This is a genomic window from Lactiplantibacillus sp. C232 (genome assembly GCF_023806725.1).
Classification (GTDB): Bacteria; Bacillota; Bacilli; order Lactobacillales; family Lactobacillaceae; genus Lactiplantibacillus; species Lactiplantibacillus plantarum.
The window spans coordinates 1-13,627 of sequence record NZ_JAMSKZ010000017.1 but is presented as its reverse complement, the minus strand read 5'-3'; the positions used below and the strand labels follow the sequence as shown (position 1 = coordinate 13,627).

Here is a 13,627-nt window from a genome sequence, read left to right as displayed (position 1 = left end):
GGTATTATTCCTCCTTTGTTAGAATTTAAGTCCGTTTTCACGAGCGGCTTCAGCCAAAGCTTGAACCCGACCATGATATAAGTAACCGCCACGATCGAAAACGACGTCAACGATTTTCTTTTCAGCAGCGCGCTTAGCAACAACTTCACCGACAGATGCAGCCTTTTCAGTCTTGTTGTTACCTTTAACTTCGCTATCTAAAGTTGAGGCACTTGCGAGCGTTACACCCTCTACATCATCAATAACTTGAGCGTAGATGTTTTTGTTTGAACGATAAACATTTAAGCGTGGGCGCTCAGCAGTCCCAGAAATCTTACCGCGAACACGTGCGTGACGACGTTGACGTGTTTTGTTTTTATCTGGTTTGGAAATCACAATAGTCACCTCTATATATTAGTATGGACAGCTTTACGCTGCATTATTTACCAGTCTTACCTTCCTTACGACGAACATATTCATCGACGTAACGAATCCCTTTACCTTTGTAAGGTTCAGGTGAACGAACGGCCCGAACTTCGGCAGCAAAGTCACCAACAGCTTGCTTACCAATACCAGAAATATTGATATGCGTGTTATCAGGAACTTCAACAGTCAAGTTTTCAGGCGTTGCGAATTCAACAGGGTGTGAGTAACCAACGCTTAATACTAACTTCTTGCCTTGCAATTGGGCACGGTAACCAACACCGACCAATTGAAGGTTCTTAGTAAAGCCTTTAGTAACCCCTTCAACCATGTTGTTAACATTTGCACGGGTAGTACCGTGTAATGCCTTCATCTTGTAGTCATCAGATGGACGAGTGAATTTAACTTCGTTGCCTTCAACCGTCATCGTAATATCACTGGCGATGTTCCGCGTTAAAGTACCCTTAGGACCCTTAACCGTAACGACTTCACCAGCTTGTGATACTTCTACCCCAGCAGGTAGTTCAATTACTTTATAACCAATACGACTCACTTACTTGCACCTCCCGTCTTAATTAATGATTACCAAACGTAAGCTAATACTTCGCCGCCAAGCTTCTTGGCGCGAGCTTCTTTATCAGTAATGACACCTTCTGAAGTTGAGATGATAGCAATCCCTAAACCGTTTAAAACCTTAGGAACAGCATCAGCCTTGACGTATGAACGTAAACCTGGCTTTGAAATACGCTTCAAACCACTGATTACACGTTCGTTGTCCTTACCATACTTCAAGAAGACGCGGATGATGCCCTGTTTGTCATCATCGATGTATTCAACGTCGCGAACAAAACCTTCATTCTTTAAAATTTCAGCAATGTTGCGTTTGATTTTTGATGCAGGAACTTCTAGTGAATCGTGGCGTACCATGTTAGCGTTACGGATACGAGTCAAGAAATCTGCGATTGGATCAGTCATCATGAAAGTTTAACCTCCTTTAACTTGGGTTTGTTTTTACCAGCTGGCCTTTTTCATACCAGGGATTTGACCTTTGTGGGCCAGGTCGCGTAAGCAGATACGGCACAAGTGGAATTTACGGTAAACTGAATGTGGACGACCACAACGTTCACAACGGGTGTAGTTTTGTACGTTAAACTTAGCACCGCGCTTTTGTTTAGCAATTTGTGATTTTTTAGCCAACTTCGATTAACCCCCTTCGGTTATTTAGCAAATGGCATGCCAAATTGAGTTAACAACTCACGTGATTCTTCATCACTATCAGCTGTCGTAACGATTACAATGTCTAAACCGCGAACACGGTTAACATTATCATAGTTGATTTCTGGGAAGATCAATTGTTCACGGACACCCAATGTGTAGTTACCGCGACCATCAAATGAACGAGTACTTACACCATGGAAGTCACGAACACGTGGTAATGAAACATTGATCAACTTGTCCAAGAAGTCATACATACGTTCGCCACGTAAGTCAACCTTGGCACCAATTGCCATACCTTCACGAAGACGGAAACCAGCGATAGATTTCTTTGCCCGGGTAACCAATGGTTTTTGACCGGAGATCAAAGTTAATTCTTCAACTGCTTCGTCTAAGTTTTTAGCGTTGGTAACTGCATCACCAACACCCATGTTCAAAACGATCTTAGCCAGCTTAGGCACTTGCATTACTGAAGTGTAATTGAACTTGTCAACTAATGCTGGAACGATTTCTTTTTCATATTGAGCTTTTAAACGGTTTTCCATGAAACTTGCTTCCTCCTTTCAGTCAGTCTTAGTTTTCTAAGTCTTTACCAGACTTTTTAGCGTAACGGACACGCTTGCCATCTTCACGACGAACACCTAAACGTGTAGGTTCGTTGGTTGATGGGTCAAGGTACATAACGTTAGAAGCATCGATTGGTGCTTCGATGTCCACGATACCGCCTTGTGGGTTAACGTTCGTTGGTTTTTGGTGTTTCTTGATCTTGTTAACACCTTCAACAACGATCCGGTTCTTGGCAGAGATAACCTTTTTAACAGTACCTTCTTGACCACGATCCTTACCGCTGATTACTCGAACTTTATCACCAGTTTTAATCAACATTAGGTTGCGCACCTCCTTATTTACGGTGTGTGACTAGAGTACTTCTGGCGCTAATGAAACAATACGCATGAAGTCCTTATCACGTAATTCACGAGCGACAGGTCCAAAGATACGAGTACCTTGTGGAGTCTTGTCATCACGAATAATAACTGCAGCATTTTCATCAAACTTGATGTATGAACCGTCAGCACGGTGAACACCAGACTTAGTCCGGACGATCACAGCTTTAACGACATCATGAGCTTTGACAACACCACCGGGTGTTGCTTGTTTAACCGTAGCAACAATGACATCACCAATGTTAGCAGTTTTACGACCAGAGCCACCTAATACCTTAATAGTAAGGATTTCACGGGCACCGGAGTTGTCAGCAACTTTTAAACGACTTTCTTGTTGGATCACAGTAAGTGTCCTCCCTTCATGTAATTTTATTCAGCTAATAATCTAGATAATAACAGCTTTTTGAACAACTTCAATTAAGCGGAAACGCTTAGTAGCTGATAGAGGACGAGTTTCCATGATCTTGACGATATCGCCAGTTTTGGCTTCATTCTTTTCATCATGAGCCTTGAATTTCTTTGAATAACGAACACGTTTGCCGTATACCGGATGGTTCTTGTAAGTTTCGACAATAACAACAATGGTTTTGTCCATCTTGTCAGAAACAACGCGTCCTTGGATAACCTTACGGCTATTACGAGTATCTTCACTCATTCGTGATTGCCTCCTTTATACTCTACTTGTTTAACTCTTGTTCACGCAACGCAGTTTTAATACGCGCAATGTTCTTACGAACTTGTTTTAAACGAGCGGTGTTTTCAAGCTGACCAGTGGCCAATTGAAAACGCAAGTTGAAAAGTTCGTCTTTGTAAGACTTTTCTTTTTCGAGCATTTCAGTAGTGGACAATGCTTTAATTTCCTTAGCCTTCATCTGATTCGCCACCTACTTCCTCACGCTTAACAATCTTAGTTTTAACAGGTAATTTAGTTCCAGCCAAGCGTAAAGCTTCGCGTGCAACTTCTTCTGGAACACCAGCAACTTCAAACATAATCTTGTTACGTTTAACTGGTGCTACCCAACCTGCAGGAGTACCTTTCCCATTACCCATCCGGACACCGACACCTTTTTCAGTGTAGGACTTGTGAGGGAAAATCTTAATCCATACCTTACCGCCACGCTTCATGTAACGGTTCATAGCAACACGGGCAGCTTCAATCTGCCGGTTGCTGATCCAGTGTGATTCGAGGGTTTGTAAACCGTAATCACCAAAAGCAACTGTTTTACCGCCTTTAGCTTCACCGCGCATTTTACCACGATGAACACGACGATACTTAACCCGTTTAGGTACCAGCATGTTTAGTTTCCTCCTTTAGCAGATTTCTTTTCTGGCAAGATTTCGCCACGGTAGATCCAGGTCTTAACACCTAATTTACCGTAAGTCGTCCGTGCTTCGACCCATGAATAGTCGATGTCAGCACGAAGCGTATGCAATGGAACCGTACCATCTGAGTATGCTTCAACACGAGACATGTCGGCACCGTTTAAACGGCCAGCAACTTGTGTCTTAATACCCTTAGCACCGGAACGCATTGTACGTTGCATAGCACCACGCATCGCACGACGGAAAGCAACCCGGCCTTCCAATTGACGCGCAATACTTTCACCAACTAATTTAGCATCTAAATCAGGCTTCTTGATTTCGATGATGTTGATGTGTACTCGCTTACCAGTTAAATTGTTTAATTCTTTACGAAGAGCTTCAACTTCAGAACCACCCTTACCAATAACCATCCCTGGTTTTGCGGTATGGATTGAAATGTTTACGCGGTTTGCAGCGCGTTCGATTTCAACGGTGGAGACGGAAGCGTCGGCAAGTCGTTGTTCGATATACTTACGGATGCGTAAATCTTCGTTCAAGTAGGCAGCAAAATCTTTTTCAGCGTACCATTTTGCTTCCCAGTCGCGAATGATTCCTACACGTAATCCGGTTGGATTTACTTTTTGACCCACGCGTTATCCCTCCTATTTTTCAGTAACTGTGATCGTAATGTGGCTAGTCCGCTTGTTGATTGGTGAAGCAGAACCCTTTGCCCGTGGACGGAACCGTTTTAAGGTTGGTCCTTCGTTAACAAAAGCTTCGCTTACGACCAAATCTTCGCGATCTAAGTCAAAGTTATTTTCAGCGTTAGCAACAGCAGAAAGTAAAACTTTTTCTACTACTGGAGAAGCACCCCGTGGAGTGAACTTCAAGATTGCTAAGGCTTCGGCAACACTTTTACCTCTGATAAGATCGACAACTAGGCGGACCTTACGAGCGGCAATACGAACAGTTTTTGCAGTTGCACGTGCAGATGTTACTTGTTCAGCCATTCTTTATATCCTCCTAACTATTACTTCGTTTTCTTATCGTCAGTTCCATGACCATGGAACGTCCGTGTTGGTACAAATTCACCTAACTTATGACCGACCATGTCGTCTTGGATGTAAACTGGGACATGCTTGCGACCATCATAAACAGCGATTGTGTACCCGATGAAACTTGGGAAAATTGTTGAACGACGTGACCACGTCTTGATGACAGATTTCTTGTCAGAATCAGATTGTGCATCGATTTTCTTTAATAAATGCGCATCTGCGAAAGGTCCCTTCTTTAAACTACGACCCATCGTGTGACCTCCTCTCGATAACTACAGTAAATTCAAATTTTATTAGTGTTTGCCTGGACGGCGACCACGAACGATAAGCTTGTTTGAACGAGCCTTCTTGTTCCGAGTCTTCTTACCAAGCGTCTTCTTACCCCATGGAGACATTGGAGATGGATGACCGATTGGTGCTTTACCTTCACCACCACCATGAGGGTGATCGTTAGGGTTCATTACAGAACCACGAACAGTTGGGCGCTTACCTTGCCAACGTGTACGACCGGCTTTACCTGAGTTGATTAATTCGTGTTGTTCATTACCAACAGTACCAATAGTAGCACGGCTAGTTAATAATACTAAACGAACTTCACCAGAAGACAAACGAACAATTGCGTACTTGCCTTCCTTACCCAGTAATTGTGCTGAAGTACCAGCAGAGCGAGCTAATTGGCCACCCTTACCTGGCTTCAATTCAATGTTGTGAATAACAGTACCAACAGGGATGTTAGTTAATGGTAATGCGTTACCAACCTTGATGTCGGCTTCGGCACCTGATTGAACTTGCATACCAACTTCCAAACCTTTTGGTGCTAAGATATATGATTTCACACCGTCAGCGTAAACTAATAATGCAATGTTAGCTGTCCGGTTAGGATCATATTCGATTGCCTTAACGGTTGCTGGAACTTCATCCTTAATCCGCTTAAAGTCAACCAAACGGTATTGTTGCTTATGACCGCCGCCACGATGACGAACAGTAATGTGACCATAACTGTTACGACCGGCAGTGTGACTTTGTGAGTCTAATAATGACTTTTCAGGCTTCGTCTTAGTGATTTCAGAGAAATCTGAAGCAGTCATATTACGACGGCCGTTAGTGGTTGGTTTATACTTCTTAATACCCACTAGAGTTACCTCCTAAATTAGATTTATTGTTGATCGTCGTTGAACAACTTGATTTCGTTAGAATCAGAACTTAAGGTAACAATAGCCTTACGACGCTTCTTAGTGTAGCCGGCGTAACGACCTTGGCGCTTAAGTTTTCCTTTAACGTTCATAACGTTCACTTTAACGACTTTAACATCGAAGATTTCTTCGATTGCTTTTTTAACTTGGGTTTTCGTTGCCTGTACGTTGACATCAAATGTGTAGCGCTTGTCGTCCAAGTCAGCCATTGATGATTCAGTAACTACAGGACGTAAAATTACATCGCGTGCTTCCATTATGCGAGCGCCTCCTCTAATTGATCGAGGGCTTTTTGGGTAACGACTAATTTGTCACTATTAGCGACATCTAAGACGTTAACACCTTTGGCTTTAAGGATCTTAACATTTGGTAAGTTACGACCTGCCAAAGCAGCCTTTTCATTGTCCTCTTCAACCAAAACAAGAGTCTTGGTATCGACGTTGAGGTTGTTTAATACATTTACAAAATCCTTAGTCTTTGGTGCGTCGAAAGCTAAGCTATCAACTGCAACTAAGCTGTTGTCTAAGACCTTTTGTGAAAGGACAGACTTCAAAGCTAAGCGCATAACCTTCTTAGGTAATTTGTAACTGTATGAACGAGGGGTTGGTCCGAAGACAATCCCACCTTTACGCCATTGTGGTGAACGGATAGAACCTTGACGCGCACGACCAGTACCCTTTTGACGCCATGGTTTACGACCACCACCGCGACGAGCACTACGGTTCTTAACTGCGTGAGTTCCTTGACGCATTGATGCACGTTGCATCAAGATGGCATCAAAAACCACGTTTTCGTTTGGTTCAACACCAAACACAGCGTCGTTCAAAGTAACGTCACCATTTTGCGTACCGTCTTGTTTAAATAATGCTACGCTAGTCATGTATTATGTCCTCCTTCCTTATTTACTCTTAACAGATGTTTTAACTGTTACAAATGACTTGTTGGCGCCAGGGACATTCCCTTTAATTAATAAAACGTTGTTTTCAACGTCGGCACGAACGATTTGTAAGTTTTGCATCGTACGTTGGTGATTACCCATCCGGCCTGGTAATTTCTTACCTTTGAATACCCGGTTGATGATGGCACCCATTGAACCAGGACGACGATGGTAACGAGAACCGTGAGCCATTGGTCCACGACTTTGGCCGTCCTTATGGATATTACCTTGGTAACCATGACCTTTAGTGATACCCGTAACGTCAACGGCGTCGCCAGCTGCGAAAATATCCGCTTTGACTTCGTCACCTACTGTGTAATCTCCAAGCTCAACATTACGAATTTCACGAATGAAGCGCTTAGGAGTCGTTTTTGCTTTTGCTGCATGACCTTGAGCAGGTTTGTTCGTCAAGACTTCGCGTTTGTCGTCAACACCTAATTGGATTGCTTCGTAACCGTCATTTTCAACGGTCTTAACTTGCAACACAACGTTAGGTTGAACTTCAACAACTGTAACGGGAACTAATTCGCCGCTTTCAGTGAAGACTTGCGTCATTCCTACCTTTTTCCCTAAGATTCCTTTAGTGGTCATGAGTACACCTCCAATTAATTGATTTTAGTTTAGTAAATTAAAGCTTGATTTCAATATCTACACCGCTAGGCAAGTCTAACTTCATTAATGAGTCGACCGTCTTAGGCGTTGGGTTAACGATATCGATTAACCGCTTGTGAGTCCGCATTTCGAATTGTTCACGTGAGTCCTTAAACTTATGTGGTGAACGTAGAACGGTATAAATAGTCCGTTCAGTAGGCAATGGAATAGGACCTGAAATAGTAGCACCAGTTCTCTTTGCCGTTTCGACAATCTTGTCAGCTGACTGATCAAGAATGCGGTGTTCGTATGCCTTTAAGCGAATACGAATTTTTTGCTTTGCCATTGTTGTGACCTCCTTCGTCTATTTTGAAAATAAGACTAGCTCCGTGAAAATTACCGCCACGTCCCATGACAATGTGGCCGGGCGTGTCGCAACCTTTCACATCAAAGCTAACTACGACTACTTGATGATGGGGATATAGTCATCCCCTTCTAAATACCAAGCACAATCTATAATAAATGAAAAGCTCTGTAATAGCAAGTGTTTTCGCACTTTTTTTATAACCATCGTTGTAAACCGTGTTACCTTTTTGAACCAGCTCAATTAATGTAACACAAATTCCATCCAATTAATAGCGTTTGCGCCTAATTTCTTTTTGGTGAGCGCTTTACATTTCTCACTGTCGACCGGCCACGATCATGTGGACACCTACTAGATTGCATTAACATTTTCTCAGGAACAAGACCCGCGTTCAGCGTCATGCATTTTTGTCTGGAGTCATTTAATCGGACTTCAACACGCTTAATTCAACTGCTCCTACATCTGACGGCGCCGTCACACTGACCCACGTTCTTGTTCGTCTACCTTCTATTATATTGTCATCTGCTTACCACCGACCGTCAGCACCTTGGCCGTGGTCACCGACAACCGTCAACTCATGTGGTTATCTCCGGTACAAAAAATGTGATGTTGTCCGCGTTCTCCTTATTATGCTATGAGTCTCGCACCCTTTAATATTATGGCTGCCAGTTTTATGGTCGCAGCGGCTAGTAACTTAACTAGTGCGACCCTTGTTGCGCGATTGTACCCTTGCGCGATGACATAGGCCTGAGCAGCACTGTGCTCGTCACAGCCGTACCCAATGCCAGTGACGGCCAAACTATCCCAAGCCGCTTCAATTGATGTGCCACGTTGTCTTACGACGAGCAGTAATCACATTTAGTTCGACCAGAAATTTATGTAAAAAAAGAACGTCCAGCCGAAGCTGAACGTCCTTCTTATTATCAATCAAGCTTATTTGGCAGGAGTGCCGCCATTCTTCTTGATGATATCTTCTTGAACTGACTTTGGTACCTTTTCGTAATGATCAAAGGTCATTGTGAAAGTCCCACGACCTTGAGTAGCTGAACGTAATGTGGTTGCATAACCAAACATTTCAGCCAAAGGAACGTATGCATGAACTTCTTGGGCATTCCCACGTTCTTCCATACCTTCGATGTTACCACGACGAGCAGTAACGTGACCCATAACATCACCTAAGTAATCTTCTGGGGCAACGATATCAACCTTCATGATAGGTTCAAGGATAACAGGGCCAGCAGTCTTAACGGCATTCCGCAATGCTAATGATGCGGCAATCTTGAAGGCTGCTTCACTAGAATCGACATCATGGTAAGAACCATCATAGAGCTTAGCCTTAACGTCAACCAAAGGATAACCAGCTAACACACCGTTAGCCATAGCTTCCTTCAAACCTTGTTCAACTGAAGGAATGTATTCACGAGGAACAACCCCACCGACGATGGCATCTTCGAATTCGAAGCCTTTACCTTCTTCGTTAGGTGTAAATTCAACCCAAACATCCCCATATTGACCTTTACCACCAGATTGGTGAACAAACTTACCTTGAACTTGAGTGCTCTTAGTAAAGGTTTCACGGTATGAAACTTGAGGCGCACCAACAGTGGCTTCAACATTAAATTCACGCCGCATCCGGTCAACGATGATATCCAAATGCAATTCACCCATCCCGGCGATCAAAGTTTCACCAGTTTCAGGGTTAGTTTCAGCCTTGAAAGTAGGATCTTCTTCAGAAAGCTTTTGTAAGGCAACGTTCATCTTATCTTGGTCAGCCTTAGTCTTAGGTTCAACGGCAACCTGGATAACTGGGTCAGGGAATTCCATTGATTCCAAGTGATATGGATGGTCAATCGAAGTCAATGAGTCACCAGTAGTCGTGTTCTTCAAACCAATTGCAGCAGCGATATCACCAGAGAAAACTTCTGGGATTTCTTTCCGTTGGTTAGAATGCATTTGAAGTAAACGACCAACCCGTTCACGTTTGTCCTTAGTGGCGTTCAAGACATATGAACCAGATTCCAAAGTACCTTGGTATACCCGGATGAAAGTCAAACGACCAACGAATGGGTCAGTAGCAACCTTAAATGCTAAGGCAGCGAATGGCTTATCATCACCGGCAATCAAGTCAACTTCTTCTTCAGTTTCAGGATCAGTAGCCTTGTATGGCTTAACATCAAGTGGTGATGGTAAGTAGTCCACAACGGCATCCATTAACATTTGAACACCCTTGTTCTTGAAGGCTGAACCAGCTAATACTGGGAAGAATTCAAGTGCTAACGTTCCTTTACGGATAGCAGCCTTAATTTCTTCTTTGCTGATTTCTTCACCGCCAAGGTACTTTTCCATGATGCCGTCATCGATGTCAGCTAAGGCTTCAATTAAGTCATCACGTGCAGCTTGGGCTTCTTCTTTGTATTCATCAGGAACGTCAACCGTATCCCATTCAGTACCAAGTTGATCTTCATCATAAAGGTCAGCCTTCATTTCGATTAAGTCAATGACCCCTTCGAAATTATCTTCGGCACCAATTGGTAATTGGATGGCGTGGGCGTTAGCTTGTAAACGATCATGGATCGTGCTTACAGAGTACTTGAAGTCCGCACCAATCTTGTCCATCTTGTTAACGAAAACGATCCGGGGAACGTTATACGTTGATGCTTGACGCCAAACTGTTTCAGTTTGAGGTTCAACACCTGATTGGGCATCCAATACGGCGATCGCACCATCTAAAACCCGAAGTGAACGTTCAACTTCAACAGTGAAGTCAACGTGCCCTGGGGTATCGATGATGTTAATCCGGTGGTTCTTCCACTGTGCAGTCGTGGCAGCAGAGGTAATGGTGATCCCACGTTCTTGTTCTTGGGCCATCCAGTCCATTTGTGAAGCACCATCATGGGTTTCACCAATTTTGTGAATTTTACCAGTGTAGTACAAGATCCGTTCAGTAGTCGTGGTCTTACCAGCATCGATATGGGCCATAATACCAATATTACGGGTCTTATCGAGTGAGAATTCTCGTGTATTAGCCATTAGAAAATGTGTTACTCCTCTCAATATAAATGGAATTAACAGTATAAAGTTTATTTCAAAAAATGACTACTATATGCGCGCATATAATAGTCACCTTTTTGTGATTAGTTAAAGGCGACCTTTAACCATCTCACGGAAATATTACCAACGATAATGGGCGAAGGCACGGTTGGCTTCAGCCATCCGGTGAGTATCTTCACGCTTCTTAACTGAAGCACCAGTATTGTTAGCAGCATCCATGATTTCACGAGCTAACCGGTCGGACATAGTGTGTTCGCCACGTGAGCGAGCATATTGAACGATCCAACGAAGGCCAAGAGTCGTCTTACGATCTGGGCGAACTTCGATTGGAACTTGGTAGTTAGAACCACCAACACGGCGGGCCTTAACTTCAAGTACTGGCATAACGTTCTTCATAGCTTCTTCGAAGACTTCCAAAGGATCGTTACCAGTTTGTTCTTTGATTTGATCAAAAGCATCATACAAAATAGTTGATGCGGTACCGCGCTTACCATCTAACATTAAGTGGTTAATTAAACGCGTTACTAATTTAGAGTTATACATTGGATCTGCTAAAACTTCGCGTTTTGCAGGTGCACCTTTTCTTGGCATTTAACTTACCTCCTTATTATTTCTTTGGCTTCTTGGTACCATACTTGGAACGGCTTTGGCGACGATCTTCGACACCAGCAGTATCCAAAGCACCACGGATAACATGGTAACGAACACCAGGTAAATCCTTAACACGACCACCACGAATTAAGACAACGCTATGTTCTTGGAGGTTATGACCAATACCAGGAATGTAAGCTGTAACTTCGATTAAGTTAGATAAACGTACACGGGCATACTTCCGTAAAGCCGAGTTAGGCTTCTTAGGAGTCATGGTACCGACACGAGTAGCAACCCCACGCTTTTGTGGCGCTGGGTTATTAGTTGCAACCTTCTTGTAACTGTTATACCCAAAGTTTAACGCTGGGGCATTTGATTTTGATACTTTAGACTTACGGCCTTTGCGAATTAATTGATTAATTGTTGGCATGTTCTAAAGTGTCCTCCTTCCAAATATCTGTTTTTTAAGTCCACACATCCAGGTGGTTCTTTTTTGAGTAAAAAAGAATGCCTGGAGCATGGTAATTGTGCGCTTAGCCGACCAGTCAGCATGTCTGTATTCCTGATACAGGAATCTGTCTGCAAAAAGCACCTTTACTAGACTATCATGACATGCCGAAGTTGTCAATAAATGTCCTGAAAAAATAGTGGTGCTTTACATTGCGTAACTAGTGATGAAAGGTGGTCCTTCCATGTTAACCAGCAGTCTTTTTATTATTGGCCTCTGTCTGGGCTCATTCGTGACCTGTATGGCGGAACGCATCAGCAACGGACACATACTCATTAGCACTCAACGATCACGGTGTCCACACTGCCGGCATCAATTACGGTTCTGGCAACTGATACCATTACTCGGCATTCTGCTTCAACGGGGGCGATGCTATGATTGTCGCACTCCTATCAGCCTCCGTTCCAGTCTGATTGAATTACTTTGTGGTAGTCTACTAGCTTCTAGCAGTACGTCATTGTCATTGACGCTGCCACTTCTGATTGGTTACTTGGTATTGATTTTCAATAGTCTTACTGATTATCTCACTTTTGAAGTCTACCCGCTGACATTACTTCTTCCAGCCGGACTGGGCTTATGGCAACAACGGCCACCCCTGACGATCAGTCTCTACCTCGTACTTGCCTTACTAGTCGGACTATACTTGCTGGCCCAGCTAACTGCCACCTTTGGTCTCGGCGATGTTGACGTTCTACTCATGCTCGTCTTCATCATTCCAGCCGACACACTGTTGACCTGTCTCGCCATTGCGGCCGTTGCCGCATTAGTTGGTTTTATCATCAGTGCCCCACGCCATCGCTTACCATTCGTGCCCTTCATCAGTTGGAGCTTCATCATGGTCACCCAACTCACGGGTCTCGCATAGCGAGCTATAATTGCAATGTTCTAGTACGTCCGATTATTGCTTGTTAGTCAGTACGCGTCCTGTTCGGATGAACGACCACTCAACTGGTACAAGTTGTCGTCGAATTGTTTACTACTTGGAACTTTAAACAAGCGTTAATATCGTATCAGTTGTTCTGACCCTCAGTAGTAATATGGTGATTTAGAAATCGGGGACAGCTCACAATTCTATTATTACCCTGAAAGTTCCCCGATAAGATTCCGGTCTCAAAAAAGTAACGACTAATCCGTCAAAAGTTGCGTACGCACGTGCCCACCATTCGAACACCATCCCGAGCGGAAGACGTTTCTTAGCACTACAAGAGTGTGCGGTTTAGACGGGCTGAGACTGAGGATTAGTGTAGCTAACCGAAAGTCTCATTCTGACCTGAACACGTTTCACCAATATAGTATTAAGGTACGGCAGTCCAGCAATTAGCAGAAATGCCTGGAGCGCGGTGCAGGACACACTAACTGGGTCTATGATATTTAGTGTTGATGGATAAAATCCATCAACACTATTTTTATGTACAACAAAAGGACATATCGTCCTGTGCTACAATCAAGTCGACCAAAACCAATTGAAAGCGAG

Annotated in this window: 22 protein-coding genes; 1 reads left to right on the top strand and 21 read right to left on the bottom strand. The window is 43.5% G+C overall.

Features of this window, described 5'->3' with window-relative positions; translation table 11 throughout:
* Positions 1–18: 18 nt before the first annotated feature.
* The 21 genes from rplR to rpsL all read right to left on the bottom strand — a co-directional run bounded on the left by rplR (position 19) and on the right by rpsL (position 12,075).
* Positions 19–384 (bottom strand): 50S ribosomal protein L18, encoded by a 366-nt coding sequence (gene rplR, locus MZO41_RS13745; RefSeq protein ID WP_003641260.1) that lies wholly within the window; start codon positions 382–384, stop codon positions 19–21.
* Positions 385–418: 34 nt separating this feature from the next.
* Complete coding sequence (gene rplF, locus MZO41_RS13740) at positions 419–955, bottom strand: 50S ribosomal protein L6 (protein WP_003641259.1); 537 nt, start codon at positions 953–955, stop codon at positions 419–421.
* A 29-nt stretch (positions 956–984) separates the two neighbouring features.
* Positions 985–1,380, bottom strand: a complete 396-nt coding sequence (gene rpsH / locus MZO41_RS13735; protein WP_003638074.1) for a 30S ribosomal protein S8 — start codon at positions 1,378–1,380, stop codon at positions 985–987.
* Positions 1,381–1,413: 33 nt separating this feature from the next.
* The gene (locus tag MZO41_RS13730; RefSeq protein WP_003638073.1) at positions 1,414–1,599 is read right to left on the bottom strand and encodes a type Z 30S ribosomal protein S14; all 186 of its coding nucleotides are present in this window, start codon (positions 1,597–1,599) and stop codon (positions 1,414–1,416) included.
* 20 nt (positions 1,600–1,619) lie between these two features.
* Complete coding sequence (gene rplE / locus MZO41_RS13725; RefSeq protein WP_003638072.1) at positions 1,620–2,162, bottom strand: 50S ribosomal protein L5; 543 nt, start codon at positions 2,160–2,162, stop codon at positions 1,620–1,622.
* Positions 2,163–2,190: 28 nt separating this feature from the next.
* Positions 2,191–2,502, bottom strand: a complete 312-nt coding sequence (gene rplX / locus MZO41_RS13720; protein WP_003641258.1) for a 50S ribosomal protein L24 — start codon at positions 2,500–2,502, stop codon at positions 2,191–2,193.
* A gap of 33 nt (positions 2,503–2,535) precedes the next feature.
* Positions 2,536–2,904 (bottom strand): 50S ribosomal protein L14, encoded by a 369-nt coding sequence (gene rplN, locus MZO41_RS13715; protein WP_003641257.1) that lies wholly within the window; start codon positions 2,902–2,904, stop codon positions 2,536–2,538.
* 42 nt (positions 2,905–2,946) lie between these two features.
* Entirely contained in the window at positions 2,947–3,216 is a 270-nt protein-coding gene (rpsQ, locus tag MZO41_RS13710; protein WP_003638069.1) for a 30S ribosomal protein S17, read from the bottom strand.
* A 22-nt stretch (positions 3,217–3,238) separates the two neighbouring features.
* Complete coding sequence (rpmC, locus tag MZO41_RS13705) at positions 3,239–3,433, bottom strand: 50S ribosomal protein L29 (RefSeq protein ID WP_003638068.1); 195 nt, start codon at positions 3,431–3,433, stop codon at positions 3,239–3,241.
* Positions 3,423–3,857 (bottom strand): 50S ribosomal protein L16, encoded by a 435-nt coding sequence (rplP, locus tag MZO41_RS13700; protein ID WP_003641256.1) that lies wholly within the window; start codon positions 3,855–3,857, stop codon positions 3,423–3,425. The genes rpmC and rplP overlap by 11 nt, the downstream gene beginning before the upstream one ends.
* A 2-nt stretch (positions 3,858–3,859) precedes the next feature.
* Entirely contained in the window at positions 3,860–4,513 is a 654-nt protein-coding gene (gene rpsC / locus MZO41_RS13695; RefSeq protein ID WP_003638066.1) for a 30S ribosomal protein S3, read from the bottom strand.
* Between the two features lie 12 nt (positions 4,514–4,525).
* Entirely contained in the window at positions 4,526–4,873 is a 348-nt protein-coding gene (rplV, locus tag MZO41_RS13690) for a 50S ribosomal protein L22 (RefSeq protein ID WP_003638065.1), read from the bottom strand.
* A 20-nt stretch (positions 4,874–4,893) separates the two neighbouring features.
* Entirely contained in the window at positions 4,894–5,169 is a 276-nt protein-coding gene (gene rpsS / locus MZO41_RS13685) for a 30S ribosomal protein S19 (protein ID WP_003638064.1), read from the bottom strand.
* 42 nt (positions 5,170–5,211) lie between these two features.
* Entirely contained in the window at positions 5,212–6,051 is an 840-nt protein-coding gene (gene rplB, locus MZO41_RS13680) for a 50S ribosomal protein L2 (RefSeq protein ID WP_003641255.1), read from the bottom strand.
* 23 nt (positions 6,052–6,074) lie between these two features.
* Positions 6,075–6,368: a 50S ribosomal protein L23 gene (gene rplW, locus MZO41_RS13675; RefSeq protein WP_003641254.1), complete on the bottom strand. Its 294-nt coding sequence runs from the start codon at positions 6,366–6,368 to the stop codon at positions 6,075–6,077.
* Positions 6,368–6,991 carry a 50S ribosomal protein L4 gene (rplD, locus tag MZO41_RS13670; RefSeq protein ID WP_003641253.1) on the bottom strand — a complete coding sequence of 208 codons (624 nt, stop codon included), beginning with the start codon at positions 6,989–6,991 and terminating at the stop codon, positions 6,368–6,370. The genes rplW and rplD overlap by 1 nt, the downstream gene beginning before the upstream one ends.
* 18 nt (positions 6,992–7,009) lie before the next feature.
* Entirely contained in the window at positions 7,010–7,639 is a 630-nt protein-coding gene (gene rplC, locus MZO41_RS13665; RefSeq protein ID WP_003641252.1) for a 50S ribosomal protein L3, read from the bottom strand.
* Positions 7,640–7,676: 37 nt separating this feature from the next.
* Entirely contained in the window at positions 7,677–7,985 is a 309-nt protein-coding gene (gene rpsJ, locus MZO41_RS13660; protein WP_003638059.1) for a 30S ribosomal protein S10, read from the bottom strand.
* A 951-nt stretch (positions 7,986–8,936) separates the two neighbouring features.
* Complete coding sequence (fusA, locus tag MZO41_RS13655) at positions 8,937–11,033, bottom strand: elongation factor G (protein WP_003641250.1); 2,097 nt, start codon at positions 11,031–11,033, stop codon at positions 8,937–8,939.
* Positions 11,034–11,174: 141 nt separating this feature from the next.
* Positions 11,175–11,645 carry a 30S ribosomal protein S7 gene (gene rpsG / locus MZO41_RS13650; RefSeq protein WP_003638057.1) on the bottom strand — a complete coding sequence of 157 codons (471 nt, stop codon included), beginning with the start codon at positions 11,643–11,645 and terminating at the stop codon, positions 11,175–11,177.
* 16 nt (positions 11,646–11,661) lie between these two features.
* On the bottom strand, positions 11,662–12,075 hold the full coding sequence (rpsL, locus tag MZO41_RS13645) for a 30S ribosomal protein S12 (RefSeq protein WP_003641249.1): 414 nt from the start codon (positions 12,073–12,075) through the stop codon (positions 11,662–11,664).
* 262 nt (positions 12,076–12,337) lie between these two features.
* Between rpsL and MZO41_RS13640 the strand changes: the two genes are divergently transcribed.
* Complete coding sequence (locus MZO41_RS13640; RefSeq protein WP_013355335.1) at positions 12,338–13,018, top strand: prepilin peptidase; 681 nt, start codon at positions 12,338–12,340, stop codon at positions 13,016–13,018.
* Positions 13,019–13,627 lie beyond the last annotated feature (609 nt).

What these genes read in the sequence shown, in the direction of transcription:
- MZO41_RS13640 (WP_013355335.1), top strand. Translation starts at nt 12,338, where the DNA reads ATGTTAACCAGCAGTCTTTTTATTATTGGCCTCTGTCTGGGCTCATTC.
- rpsL (WP_003641249.1), bottom strand. Translation starts at nt 12,075, where the DNA reads ATGCCAACAATTAATCAATTAATTCGCAAAGGCCGTAAGTCTAAAGTA.
- rplD (WP_003641253.1), bottom strand. Translation starts at nt 6,991, where the DNA reads ATGACTAGCGTAGCATTATTTAAACAAGACGGTACGCAAAATGGTGAC.
- rplX (WP_003641258.1), bottom strand. Translation starts at nt 2,502, where the DNA reads ATGTTGATTAAAACTGGTGATAAAGTTCGAGTAATCAGCGGTAAGGAT.
- rpsJ (WP_003638059.1), bottom strand. Translation starts at nt 7,985, where the DNA reads ATGGCAAAGCAAAAAATTCGTATTCGCTTAAAGGCATACGAACACCGC.
- rpsQ (WP_003638069.1), bottom strand. Translation starts at nt 3,216, where the DNA reads ATGAGTGAAGATACTCGTAATAGCCGTAAGGTTATCCAAGGACGCGTT.
- rpmC (WP_003638068.1), bottom strand. Translation starts at nt 3,433, where the DNA reads ATGAAGGCTAAGGAAATTAAAGCATTGTCCACTACTGAAATGCTCGAA.
- rplE (WP_003638072.1), bottom strand. Translation starts at nt 2,162, where the DNA reads ATGGAAAACCGTTTAAAAGCTCAATATGAAAAAGAAATCGTTCCAGCA.
- rpsS (WP_003638064.1), bottom strand. Translation starts at nt 5,169, where the DNA reads ATGGGTCGTAGTTTAAAGAAGGGACCTTTCGCAGATGCGCATTTATTA.
- rplV (WP_003638065.1), bottom strand. Translation starts at nt 4,873, where the DNA reads ATGGCTGAACAAGTAACATCTGCACGTGCAACTGCAAAAACTGTTCGT.
- rplW (WP_003641254.1), bottom strand. Translation starts at nt 6,368, where the DNA reads ATGGAAGCACGCGATGTAATTTTACGTCCTGTAGTTACTGAATCATCA.
- fusA (WP_003641250.1), bottom strand. Translation starts at nt 11,033, where the DNA reads ATGGCTAATACACGAGAATTCTCACTCGATAAGACCCGTAATATTGGT.
- rpsG (WP_003638057.1), bottom strand. Translation starts at nt 11,645, where the DNA reads ATGCCAAGAAAAGGTGCACCTGCAAAACGCGAAGTTTTAGCAGATCCA.
- rplC (WP_003641252.1), bottom strand. Translation starts at nt 7,639, where the DNA reads ATGACCACTAAAGGAATCTTAGGGAAAAAGGTAGGAATGACGCAAGTC.
- rplP (WP_003641256.1), bottom strand. Translation starts at nt 3,857, where the DNA reads ATGCTGGTACCTAAACGGGTTAAGTATCGTCGTGTTCATCGTGGTAAA.
- rpsH (WP_003638074.1), bottom strand. Translation starts at nt 1,380, where the DNA reads ATGATGACTGATCCAATCGCAGATTTCTTGACTCGTATCCGTAACGCT.